12 protein-coding genes are annotated in these 12,260 nt (G+C 49.4%); all 12 read left to right on the plus strand.

Annotated elements, in window-relative coordinates; translation table 11 throughout:
- Nucleotides 1–26: 26 nt before the first annotated feature.
- A complete protein-coding gene (locus E0496_RS31610; RefSeq protein ID WP_141505925.1) occupies nucleotides 27–1,901 on the plus strand; it encodes a bifunctional homocysteine S-methyltransferase/methylenetetrahydrofolate reductase in 1,875 nt (624 codons plus the stop codon).
- A 340-nt stretch (nucleotides 1,902–2,241) separates the two neighbouring features.
- Nucleotides 2,242–2,502 carry an extracellular matrix/biofilm regulator RemA gene (remA, locus tag E0496_RS31615; RefSeq protein WP_005548256.1) on the plus strand — a complete coding sequence of 87 codons (261 nt, stop codon included), beginning with the start codon at nucleotides 2,242–2,244 and terminating at the stop codon, nucleotides 2,500–2,502.
- A gap of 13 nt (nucleotides 2,503–2,515) precedes the next feature.
- Nucleotides 2,516–3,133: a guanylate kinase gene (gene gmk, locus E0496_RS31620; RefSeq protein ID WP_141505926.1), complete on the plus strand. Its 618-nt coding sequence runs from the start codon at nucleotides 2,516–2,518 to the stop codon at nucleotides 3,131–3,133.
- A gap of 16 nt (nucleotides 3,134–3,149) precedes the next feature.
- On the plus strand, nucleotides 3,150–3,359 hold the full coding sequence (rpoZ, locus tag E0496_RS31625) for a DNA-directed RNA polymerase subunit omega (RefSeq protein ID WP_053375625.1): 210 nt from the start codon (nucleotides 3,150–3,152) through the stop codon (nucleotides 3,357–3,359).
- Nucleotides 3,360–3,647: 288 nt separating this feature from the next.
- Nucleotides 3,648–5,237, plus strand: a complete 1,590-nt coding sequence (locus E0496_RS31630) for a helix-turn-helix domain-containing protein (RefSeq protein ID WP_141505927.1) — start codon at nucleotides 3,648–3,650, stop codon at nucleotides 5,235–5,237.
- A gap of 110 nt (nucleotides 5,238–5,347) precedes the next feature.
- On the plus strand, nucleotides 5,348–6,343 hold the full coding sequence (locus E0496_RS31635) for an iron-hydroxamate ABC transporter substrate-binding protein (protein WP_141505928.1): 996 nt from the start codon (nucleotides 5,348–5,350) through the stop codon (nucleotides 6,341–6,343).
- Between the two features lie 157 nt (nucleotides 6,344–6,500).
- Nucleotides 6,501–6,701, plus strand: a complete 201-nt coding sequence (locus tag E0496_RS31640) for a hypothetical protein (RefSeq protein WP_206669923.1) — start codon at nucleotides 6,501–6,503, stop codon at nucleotides 6,699–6,701.
- Between the two features lie 20 nt (nucleotides 6,702–6,721).
- Complete coding sequence (locus tag E0496_RS31645; RefSeq protein ID WP_141505930.1) at nucleotides 6,722–7,255, plus strand: NUDIX hydrolase; 534 nt, start codon at nucleotides 6,722–6,724, stop codon at nucleotides 7,253–7,255.
- Between the two features lie 172 nt (nucleotides 7,256–7,427).
- Nucleotides 7,428–7,952 carry a YfiT family bacillithiol transferase gene (locus E0496_RS31650; RefSeq protein WP_141505931.1) on the plus strand — a complete coding sequence of 175 codons (525 nt, stop codon included), beginning with the start codon at nucleotides 7,428–7,430 and terminating at the stop codon, nucleotides 7,950–7,952.
- Nucleotides 7,953–8,026: 74 nt separating this feature from the next.
- Entirely contained in the window at nucleotides 8,027–9,241 is a 1,215-nt protein-coding gene (gene coaBC / locus E0496_RS31655) for a bifunctional phosphopantothenoylcysteine decarboxylase/phosphopantothenate--cysteine ligase CoaBC (protein WP_141505932.1), read from the plus strand.
- Nucleotides 9,238–11,730 (plus strand): primosomal protein N', encoded by a 2,493-nt coding sequence (gene priA / locus E0496_RS31660; RefSeq protein ID WP_141505933.1) that lies wholly within the window; start codon nucleotides 9,238–9,240, stop codon nucleotides 11,728–11,730. Before coaBC ends, priA begins: the two co-directional genes overlap by 4 nt.
- Nucleotides 11,731–11,772: 42 nt before the next feature.
- On the plus strand, nucleotides 11,773–12,258 hold the full coding sequence (def, locus tag E0496_RS31665; RefSeq protein ID WP_206669924.1) for a peptide deformylase: 486 nt from the start codon (nucleotides 11,773–11,775) through the stop codon (nucleotides 12,256–12,258).
- The last annotated feature ends 2 nt before the right edge of the window (nucleotides 12,259–12,260 follow it).

Here is a 12,260-nt window from a genome sequence, read left to right on the forward strand (position 1 = left end):
AAAGTAAGATGGGTGGAGAGAATATAATGAAACCGGATTTGAGGGAGGCGCTCCAGCAGCGCATCTTAACCGGGGACGGCGCGATGGGAACCTATCTATATCAGATGGGGTTCCCTGTCGGCGTTTCTTATGAAGAATTCAATACGCTTCGTCCCGATGTCATTGAAAATATTCACAGGCGCTATTATGAGGCAGGTGCGAGAGTAATAGAGACGAACACGTTCTCAGCCAATATGGAGAAGCTGTCGAAGTATGGCTTGGAAGGCGACATGGATGCCATCAACCGAGCGGGTGTCCGCGTTGCGCGTGCAGCCATTGGCGATGATGCTTATGTTGTAGGCGCTGTGGGCTCCATTCGTGACGGCAAGCTGAAAAATCTTCGGACTGCAAAAGTTATTGAAGCCTACCAGCGTCAAATGCATGCTTTGCTTGATGAAGGCGTAGACGGTATCCTACTTGAAACGTTCTATGATTTAGACGAGATGTTGTTGGCGCTTCGAATTGCGAGAGCGGCATCAAGCGTACCAGTCATTTGCCAGTTTGCTGTTGAAGACGTGGGCCGTACGCAGGATGGAAATGGCATGAAGAGCGCCTTCGATCAACTGCAAGCCGAAGGTGCTGACGTTGTCGGCTTTAATTGCCGCAGTGGTCCTAACGGCATTATGAGAGCCATTGATTCCATTACGGGTCCTGTAGGCTTGCCATTATCGGTTTATCCAAATGCTGGTATACCTGATTATATTGACGGCAAATATGCCTATTCAGCAGGTCCGCAATATTTTGCGGAGTCCGCTCAGCGTTTTGCCGACCGCGGCGCACGCCTCATTGGCGGCTGCTGCGGCACGACGCCGGAGCATATTAAGGCCATTGCGGAGGCGCTCGACGGCTATATTCCACAAATTGGACAAACAGCTCCGATTGCTGCACCGAGAGAAGCGATTATTGTGAAGCAGGCGGAACAGCCGGCTGAAGCGACTGTAACGTCGCAAAAGCAAGTTGTTCAAGAGCCGTCTATCGTTGATCTTGTCCAAAAGAGACATACGGTTATCGTTGAGCTAGACCCGCCGCGCGATCTGGATATCCGCAAATTTATGGATGGTGCTGCCGCGCTTAAAGAAGCGAAGGCGGACGCGGTTACCATGGCAGACAACTCGCTGGCTGTAACGAGAATGAGCAATATAGCGCTTGCAGCGCTTATTCAGGAGAAGGTTGGCATTCGTCCGCTCGTGCATATTGCCTGCCGCGACCGCAACCTGATCGGAACGCAGTCCCATATGATGGGGCTTGATGCGCTGGATATCGATCATGTGCTAGCTGTTACTGGAGATCCTGCCCGATTTGGCGACTTGCCGGATTCGAGCTCCGTATATGACCTTACATCCTTTGAAATGATCCGGATGATCAAGCAATTGAACGACGGAACGGCATTCTCAGGCAAACCGCTGAAGCAGAAAGCGAAATTCGTCGTAGGCGCCGCCTTTAATCCGAATGTGAAGCATTTGGACAAGGCGGTGCAACGTCTTGAGCGAAAAATTACTTCAGGTGCTGACTACATTATGACGCAGCCGGTTTACGAACCAGCTCTTATTGAGCGTATTGCAGAAGCGACCAAGCATCTGACTGTGCCTGTATTTATAGGCATTATGCCGCTTGCGAGCGGGCGCAATGCAGAATATTTGCATAATGAGGTGCCGGGTATTCAGCTTTCGGATGAGGTCCGTCAACGAATGGCGGGGCTTGAAGGCGAAGCGGGGCGTGCGGAAGGCGTGCAAATTGCGAAGGAACTGCTTGATGCCGCACTGCCGCATTTTAAAGGGATTTATTTAATTACGCCGTTCATGTTCTATGATATGGGCGTACAGCTTACGCAATATGTGTGGGATAAGACCAACCGCAAGTAGCCAAATAAGGCAGAATGTATGCGAAAAACAGGCTTTTTTGCTTGTTTTCGCATTTTCGCTTGTTCGTTCGTGAAAAATCAATTAAAATAAAGCATGGATACAGTTGCCACAACTATTACAGATGGCAAGGACAGGCTGCCCATAAGCGGCGCCAGCATAGGCTGAGCACGCTTCGGGACGTATGTCCGGCACTTTTTTCGTCAACAATAGTGCAGTAGTTCTGTCGGTATTTGGCAAGAAGCGAACTTGTCGTTTTTACATCTACTAAACATAAAAAATCGGATTTGAACATTTGCAGGCAGATGCACAAGCAAGACCGTAGGCGGAGGAGGAACCAGGCTTGGCTATTAAACTCATTAATATCGGATTCGGTAATATTGTATCAGCGAACCGCATTATTTCAATCGTTAGCCCGGAATCGGCTCCAATTAAGAGGATCATTCAAGAGGCACGCGACCGCCATATGCTTATAGATGCGACATATGGACGCCGAACGCGTGCTGTAATTATTACGGATAGCGATCATGTGATTTTATCGGCAGTTCAACCAGAGACGGTTGCGCACCGATTATCCACGAAGGACGACGATAACGACGAATAGTACGGGGAGTAATATGGATAAGGGATTGTTAATTGTATTGTCCGGCCCTTCAGGGGTAGGCAAAGGAACGGTATGTTCCGTTTTGCGAAATAAGGTGCCTGAGCTGGTCTATTCGGTGTCCGCAACGACCCGTCTGCCGCGTCAGGGTGAAGTTGATGGCGTGAATTACTTTTTTAAGACCAGAGAGCAGTTCCAGGATATGATTGCGCGAGACGCACTCTTGGAGCATGCCGAATATGTTGGTAACTACTACGGTACACCGCGTGATTTCGTTGAACGTACTTTGGAGAGCGGGAAGGACGTTATTTTGGAGATTGAAGTGCAAGGAGCGCTTAAGGTGAAACAAAAGTTTCCCGAAGGCATCTTCGTATTTTTGTTGCCTCCGTCCCTCGATGAGCTGAAGCAGCGGATAACCGGCCGTGGTACAGAATCTTTGGATACGATCAATAACCGTATGTCTGTAGCTGTAGACGAGATGAATTTGCTCGGACACTATGACTATGCGGTATTGAATGATGAGATAGATGCTGCTTGCGATCGTATTCGCAGTATCATGATTGCCGAGCATTGCCGCAGAGAAAGATACTTGCCTTACGTTTCAGGAATGGTTGCCGCAATTGAGAAAGCATGAGTGAGGAGAATGAACGATGTTATATCCGTCCATTGATGAAATGGTGAAAAAAGTTGACAGTAAGTACACGCTAGTCGTAGCTGCTTCCAGACGCGCTCGTATGCTCCGCAACGGAGACAAGTCGGAGCTCAAGAACCCACGCTCCCGCAAATATGTTGGCGTAGCGCTGGAGGAAATCTACGGCGATATTCTTCAAGTGGAAAACCTCGCAACCAAAGAGGACTAGTCAGCGGAATGAACATATGGAACGGAGTATCTGCTTAGCGCAGATGCTCCGTTTTTTTTTTTTTTTTTGAAATATAGGAAAGGATATCATTTCGCTATCCCTAGTCTATATTTCTCGGAATGAAACACGCTGCGCCGCCAGAGGACGGCGACGTCCTTTTCACCTTGCGCCATTACATAAAATAGCTATTTCAAAATGCCTTCCGATTGTATATAATGAGAATGATTATCATTTAATGCGGAGTTATGACTTTCTTAGTGCAGTCTTAAAGAAAAGGGTGTTGTTTATATGCATTACCATCTTGGAAAAGTACATAAGCATGTTGCGAATATGGATATCATAGCCGAGGCAGGCAACTGCCATTCGATTTGTATTGTTATGGCTGGAAACGGCACGATAGGCGTTGGTGATAAGAGCTTTGAAGCAAAGTGCAGTATGGCCATTGTTGCAGAACGAGGTCATACAGTTACGTTGCATGCAGCTCCCTTTCATGCCATGCATGTGTTAAGAATTGAATTTTCTGAAAAACCAGTCATTGACCATGGTAAAGCAAATGAGGATAGGGCTTGGTGGTCTTGGCCGTTAGAAAACAGTATTAAGATTAAGCTGAACCGGCAGTTGATGCAGCTGGCTGTTGATTTGGAGCGGGAATGGAGTTTAGGCGGGAATTTGGACAAACTAAGCGGCTCGGAAGCGGCTTTTGTTATGCTTCTCAATAAGCTGCTGGAGCTGCATGGGAAAATAAAGCAGCCGACTTCTCATTCTTGGATGGAAAATGCTATTCGGTATATTAAAGAGAATTACCGTAAGCCCTTGACGAGGAAGGAGCTGGCTGCGATTGCAGGCGTGAGCCCGGAACATTTCTCAAGGGAATTCATGAAGCATAGCGGGAAAACCTTTAAAGCTTACATAACGGAGCTTCGCATTCGTTCGGCGCAGGAGCAATTGCTGGGGTCAAACTCGGATCTATTCGAGATTGCGCTTCAAGTGGGTTATCAGGACGGCTTTTATTTAAGCCGAAAGTTTAAACAATTTGTCGGTACTGCACCTACGATCTATTTGAAAAAACCGAAGAAAATCGCATCTTTAACCTACAATTATTCGGCAAGCTTATTAGCGCTCGGAATAACGCCAAGCGTGGCGGTTATATCCAACTGGGTATTCAATCATTTCCGCGGTTCTATTGATAATAAATCTGCGCAGTGGCACGACAACGTACCTGCGCAATTGTACGATACGATCCGTCCTACTAGACCGGATCTTATCCTGGATTATAGTTTGGATGAAGAACGTGCTGCAGAGCTGCGGGCCATTGCCCCCTTGATTCATCTGCCATTCGAGGAGCTTCCGTGGGATGAGCAGTTTCGTTATATTGCCGATGTTGTGGATAAAGGAAGGGAAGCGGAAAATTGTTTGAACCGGCTCCAAGCGTTGATAGAGCGAGCAAACCAAAGGCTAGACCTTGAGATGGGGAAGCGCGGTACGGCAGTTGTTATTGAACTTGGAATGGATAAATGCTACGTATTTGGCGACAAATGGGGACGCGGTACGCATGTATTGTATGATCCGCTGCAATTTGCACCGCCCGAGTGCCTGCTCCAAGGCGGTCGATGCAAGATTGGCTATGAGGAAACAACGCTGGAAGTGATACGCGACTATGCAGCTGACTTTATATTTTATAATTTGCCGGACAACGCAGAAGAACGCTCACGCGTATTGGCCTTTATGAAAACAGAAAGTTGGGGAAGCCTTGCGGCCGTCAAAAATAAACAAGCATACAGGATCGAAGGGGATGCTTTTTATGGTTTTGATCCAGCGTCAACTAAGAAGCAACTGACGGATATGGTGGCTTTATTAACCAGAGGAAACGGCAGCTAAAAAAACGGCATCACATTTAGGCATGGACGAAGATGGCGCGAAATTGGTAAAGTTATTTTGAGAATGATTATCATTCGTATTAAATAACTAGCGGAAAGAGGAACAGTAAGATGCAAAAATGGAACAAAGGATTAGGATTTGGGTCAATTTTTCTTATTTTTATTTTGCTCATGACAGCATGCGGCGGAGCAAGCGGACAAAACAGCAATGCACCAGCAATAACAGATACGGCAAGCACCGAAGCGCCAACAGCGGAACCGGAAAAGACAACAAGAATCTACAGCACTGTCAAGGGAGATGTGGAAATTCCGGTTGCACCGAAGCGCATCATCGCTGAACAATATTTGCAGACTATCTTGGCTCTAGGCGTTAAGCCGGTAGGAGCAAGTGAATATTACATCGATAATCCATATACGAAGGATTTGGCGGCTGGCATAGAAAGCACAGGAGACCGAAGCGGCACGAATTTGGAGAAAGTGACCGCACTCGAGCCTGATCTAATTATTACGGCTACAGTGGATGACAATACGTATGAGCAGCTATCGAAAATAGCCCCAACGGTCGTTATCCCTTTCGGAACCGATGCACAGTTCAAAGGCGTGCATGAGGAAGTTAAAGGAATAGGAGAGCTGCTTGGCAAACAAGAGGAAGCAGAGAAATGGCTCTCGAACTACGATGAAAAAATCACCGAGCTGCGAGGCAAGCTGGAAGGCGTGATTGCACCTACGGAAACCTTCTCCATCATTGAGTCAGGCGGAAAAACGTTTTATACGTTTGGGGACAATTTCGGAAGAGGGGGACAAGCCATTTACGGAGCTTTGCAGCTCACGCCATCGGAAATTATTAAGAACGAGCTGATGACCGCGCAGTGGAAAGAGCTTACGCTTGAGGTTATTCCCGATTACGCTGCTGACCACGTTTTGCTGTTCTCGGAAACAGGTTCTGACGAATTCAAGAAAAGCAATGTGTGGCAATCGATTCCCGCGGTAAAAAACAATCAGGTTTATGAGCTTCCTGCCGACCGGTACTGGTATTTCGATCCTGTGTCCGTGCTGGCTCAGGCAGAGGAAATTACGGGAATGCTGCTTGAGAGAAATAAAAAATAGGAGTAGATGCCCATTCAATTGAAAAGCTGTCCAAACGTAGCTCTGCTGCTTTGGGCAGCTTTTTTATGTAAGGAGGCCAAAAGTTTGATAAACTAGAGTAACGTTGTTCAAAGTGGATCGCTTGCGGAAACCGAAGGAATAAACCATTTTTGGGGAGATGAATGCTTTGGCGAATGAGCAAGAAATTCAGGAAATAAAAAGAACGCTCAAACAACTAGAGGATCAGATTGTCCAGATTAAAAAGGAAGCGCGGAAGCCTAGATCGTTTTGGTCGCGTTTTGCCATCGGTTTTTTAATTGTCTTTATTGGGATGCTTATGGCTTCGGGGGTCCTATCGTTTTTTCAGTATCATAAATAAATGAAGAGGAAGTTCAGGATATGTCGATTATACTACAAGAATTTCCAGCCCTTTCTAAAGGAATCGTATGGGGCCCTGTTGAAAATTGCTTCACCCTCGATTATGAAGTGGACGAGGCTTCGGTAAGCAATATTAGCATCATTCCAATGGTTGGCGAGAAGTATGTGATTATGAAAATCGATAATGGCAAGTGGGAGCTGATTGGCGGAACCTTGGAGCCTAATGAATATTATATGGACGCCTTGTCTAGAGAAGTGAAGGAGGAGTTGGGGGCTGAACTGGTTTCATACAAGCTCTTTGGCTGCTTTAAGTGCCACTCTTCGGCTAGCGAGCCCTATCGGCCTCATATTCCCCACCCTAATTTCGTCAGACTTGTTGGTTATGGCCAGGTCAATATTGTCGGTGCTCCATTAAACCCGCCAGATGGCGAGCAAGTGATCGCGGTTGAAGTCGTTGAGATTGAAGAAGCGATCAGAAGGTTCGAGGAGATTGGCCGTTTTGATATTGCCGAGCTTTACCGGATGACACATCTGTTAAGAGCCGGAGCTTTGTAACCGTATTGACTATTACGAGGCTGCGCTTATTTATTTTGGTTTATCTTTATTCATAAAAAAAGTGGATGATCAGCGTCAAAATCGGCTAGGTCTAGTTAGATTTTGAGGCGGCATATGATATGATAGAAAAAGTGATGTATGCTGCAGTGACGAATGAACAGGAGGGAACGGAATGGACAAATTGCGTTATCCGATTGGCAGGTACTCGTTCGAAGGAATGACCGTAAAGCATCGGGAACAATGGATTTCAGACATGGAGAAGCTGCCTACGCAGCTTAGGGAAGCGCTGGCGGACTTAGATAACGAACAATGGGATACCCCTTACAGAAGCGGTGGCTGGACCGTGCGTCAGGTCACGCATCATCTGGCAGATGCTTCCATGAATAGCTACTCGCGTTTCAAGCTTGCGCTCACAGAGTCCAATCCCACGATTAAGCCTTTTAATGAGGAACGCTGGGCAGAGACGGCAGACAGCTTGCAAGCATCGCCAGAAATCAGCCTTGCGATCGTTGAAGGGATATATGCCAGGTGGGTGCTGCTGCTGCGTTCCATGCAGCCTTCGGACTTTGAGAAAATGTTTTACCATCCCGAGAAGGGCAGTCAAATCGGATTGGCCTTTTTTCTCGGCTTCGTCGCTTGGCATGGCAGGCATCATGTCGCTCATATTACAAGCCTAAGAGACCGTAAGGGCTGGTAGCAAAAGTCTGCTATCGGATATAAAACCCTTTATGCACTAATACACTAGCTTATAAGCTTGACAGGAGATACACCATGCTAAAAGGAAAATCGATTATTCTCGGCATTACAGGCGGGATTGCCGCTTATAAAGGCGCAGCGTTATGCAGCAAGCTCGTGCAAGCAGGCGCTAACGTTCATGTGATTATGACCGAGTCGGCAACCAAATTCATAACACCGCTTACCTTGCAAACGTTATCGCGTAATCCGGTTTATATCGATACGTTCGATGAGCGGGACCCGGCGGTTGTATCGCATATTCATTTGGCGGACCATGCTGATCTCATCGTGATCGCTCCGGCGACAGCCAATGCGATTGCGAAGCTGGCAGGAGGCCATGCAGATGACATGCTTAGTACGACGCTGCTTGCGGCAACTTGTCCTGTGCTGATCGCGCCCGCGATGAATGTTCATATGTATGAGCATCCCGCGGTCGTGCATAATTTGGAGCTGCTTGCTTCGCGCGGCGCGATGTTCATAGAGCCAGGCACAGGTCAACTTGCCTGCGGTTATGTGGCAAAGGGAAGACTTGCGGAGCCGGAAGATATTGTGCTTGCTATTCAATCGTGGTTCGATAGCGGCAGCAAGCTGAAAGGGAAGCGGCTGCTCGTGACGGCAGGCGGAACGATGGAGCGGCTGGATCCTGTTCGATATTTGACCAATGATTCGTCAGGGAAGATGGGTTTTGCATTAGCAGAGGCGGCTCTGCTCATGGGTGCTGATGTCACCTTGGTAGCAGGCCGCACGACAGCGGCCCCTCCAGCAGGCGTCAAACTGATCCGTGTGGAGTCCGCGCAGCAAATGCTGGAAGCGGTGACGGGCCTGTACGATGATATGGATATCGTCGTGAAATCCGCAGCCGTTGCCGATTATCGGGCGGTTCAAATCAGTGATCATAAGCTGAAAAAAAATGGTGAAAAGCTTGTGCTGGAGCTTGAACGTACGACAGATATATTGGAGACGCTCGGACAGAAAAAGAAGCAGCAGTTTCTTGTTGGTTTTGCCGCTGAAACGGAGCAGGTCGAGCAATATGCGATGGACAAGCTTAGACGTAAAAACTGCGACCTCATCGTTGCGAACGATGTTAGCAAAGAAGGAGCGGGATTTAACGGCGACACAAACATTGTTCAGGTATTCGGAGAAAAAGGATTGGTCGCCGCGCTGCCGCTCCTATCCAAGAGAGAGGTTGCCGCTCGGCTGCTTGATTTGATTGCAGCACGGCTTGCTTCTTCTGGAGGGAAGAGGGAATGATTGCTAAAGTAATTGTCGACGTGCCGAGCCGCCAGACGGATCGGCCGTTTGATTATGAGGTGCCTGCCGCCTTCGAAGACTGGATCGAGGTTGGAAGCCGGGTCGGCGTGCCCTTTGGCGGACGTGTGCTGCAGGGCTTCGTGACCCAGCTTGCCGAAACGACAGATGTTGCCTTAAGCAGGCTTAAGCCAGTTTCCGAGCTGCTGGATCATGTTCCGCCGCTGCTGCCTGATCTTATTGAGCTGGCGAAGTGGATGAGCGAGAAATATTGCTGCTCATGGACAACGGCGCTGCAGGCTATGATACCAGCCGCTTTGAAGGGAAAAGCTGAGCGCCTTGTCGGCATTGGAGATGAAGAAGCGGCAAGGGAGGATCTTCCGCAAGCCATGATCGATTGGATGGGAGCCAGCGGCCAGCTCGTTAAGCTGGAAGTGCTCCTTGAACGCTTTCCGGAGCATGTCAAAGCTGTGAAAGCAGCTCTTCGCGAGGGTGTGCTTATGGAGCAGACTTCCATCCGCGACCGCCATGCGATACGTAAAGTATTGACCGTGTTCGTGCCTGACGACGTCGCTACTGTCCGCACGGAAATGGCAAGCTTGCCATCAAGGGCGGCAAAGCAGCGTGAAGTACTGGCCTATATGCTCGAACACGGAGGCCCGTTGCCGCTTCAGCAGCTGCTTGCAGAAGCAGGCGGATCTGCTGCAAGCGTGCGCTCGTTGGCAGAGAAAGGGCTGCTTATCCTGCAGGAGGTAGAGCAGCAGCGCGATCCTTACGCCGGCCGGCTGTTCGAGCGGACGACTCCGCTTGCACTGACCGACGGGCAGAAGGCCGTTTATGACCGCGTGGCGAGAGCTGTTGCAGCAGGAGAACCAGAGACGATGCTGCTTCACGGAGTCACCGGAAGCGGAAAAACTGAAGTTTATCTGCAATCGATCCAATTTTGCCTGGAGCAGGATAAGCAAGCGATCGTTCTTGTGCCGGAAATTTCACTAACGCCCCAGATGGTCGAGCGCTTCAAGGGACGATTTGGCGATGCGGTTGCCGTTCTTCACAGCAGGCTCTCAAATGGGGAGCGCTACGATGAGTGGCGAAAAATCAGGAGCCGCCAAGTACAGGTAGCCATCGGAGCGCGATCGGCTATATTCGCGCCTTTTGAACGCCTTGGCCTCATTATCATCGATGAGGAGCATGAATCTTCCTACAAGCAGGAGGAGAGCCCCAAATACCATGCGCGTGATGTGGCCGTTAGGAGAGCAAGGCAGCATGGGGCCGCAGTCGTCCTTGGCTCAGCGACGCCTTCCTTGGAATCCTTTGCGGCGGCAAGCCGCCCGTTAACGGCCAAAGATGAGGGGAAGGAGCCAGCGCTATTGCCGATGCCCGGCCGTGTAGGCGGCAGACCGCTTCCTCCGGTAGCCGTCATCGACATGCGCGAGGAGCTCAAAGAGGGGAACCGATCGATGTTCAGCCGACTGCTCCACAGCTCGCTTGCCGAGCGGCTTGAGCGCGGCGAACAGTCGGTTCTGCTGCTCAATAGGCGCGGCTATTCCACCTTCGTTATGTGCCGCTCATGCGGCTATACGGCAGCTTGTCCACACTGCGATATTTCGCTGACATACCACCAGAAATCGCGTGCGCTGCGCTGCCATTATTGTGGGCATGCCGAGCAAGCCCCGACCACATGCCCTTCATGCCAGAGCGAGCATATCCGTTATTTTGGGACAGGAACTCAGCGTGTGGAGGAGGAGCTCTCCAAGCTGTTCCCTGGTATTAGGGTCATCCGCATGGATGTGGATACAACCACAGAGAAAAACTCGCATGAAAAGCTCTTGAAGCAGTTCGGGGACCGCAAAGCAGATGTTCTGCTTGGCACTCAAATGGTAGCGAAGGGGCTTGATTTTCCATATGTTACACTAGTCGGAGTCATTGCTGCCGATACGTCGCTGAATTTACCGGATTTCCGTGCGGCAGAACGGACCTTTCAATTGTTGACCCAGGTGGCTGGACGTGCCGGGAGGCATCATCTGCCCGGCGAGGTCGTCATTCAAACCTACGCCCCCGAGCATTACGCGGTCATCACAGCGCAGCAGCATGATTATGGGGCTTTCGTAACCGAGGAGCTGCGCCATCGCAGCGCGATGGGTTATCCGCCTTACTGTAGATTAATCCTCGTAACCATGTCGCACGAGCAATTGCCGCTGCTCTCTTCCACGAGTGAGCGATTTGCGGCAGATTTGCGTGAACTCTCCGAGAATGAAGGCGTTTTGCTGCCGCTTAACAGCGGATTTTCAAGAGCGCTAGAGGTGCTCGGACCCGTAGCTTCGCCCATTTCAAGAATGAAAGATCGCTACCGTTTTCAATGTGTGATAAAATATCGTGGGAACATCGACGCTTCGGCACTTGTTCGAAAGGCGCTCGGGTCATTTACGGACGGTCCGCCGCAGCGCCTAGTGCAGTTCAGTATTGATGTGGATCCACAAGTTATATTATAAATAGCTATTACTATTTTAATGATCGTAAAGGAAGGGAATAATATGAGTATCCGTATCATTGTGAAAGAACCAGACCCGGTATTGCGGGAAGAAGCAAAGGAAGTAACGAAGTTCAATTCAAATTTGCAAAAGCTGTTGAAAGATATGGCCGAAACTATGTATGACGCAGAGGGCGTAGGCCTAGCTGCACCTCAAATCGGCATTTCGAAGCGGGTAATTGTGGTTGACGTTGGCGATGAAAACGGCCTGGTTGAAATGGTCAATCCGGTTATCATTGAGCAAGAAGGCGAACAACTGGGACCCGAGGGCTGCTTAAGCATCCCTAACTTAAACGGCGATGTGCTGCGTGCCGATCGCATTGTGGTAACGGGTCAGGACAGCACTGGAAAGACCTTTACGGTTCAAGCTCAAGGCTATTTCGCTAGAGCATTCCAGCATGAGGTTGACCATTTGAACGGCATTTTGTTTACCGATTTGGCGGAGAACATCTACGACATTTCGGAAAGAGCTAGAAAAGGCGGCGAATAGCT

It is taken from the genome of Paenibacillus luteus (genome assembly GCF_006542765.1).
GTDB classification, from domain to species: Bacteria; Bacillota; Bacilli; order Paenibacillales; family Paenibacillaceae; genus Pristimantibacillus; species Pristimantibacillus luteus.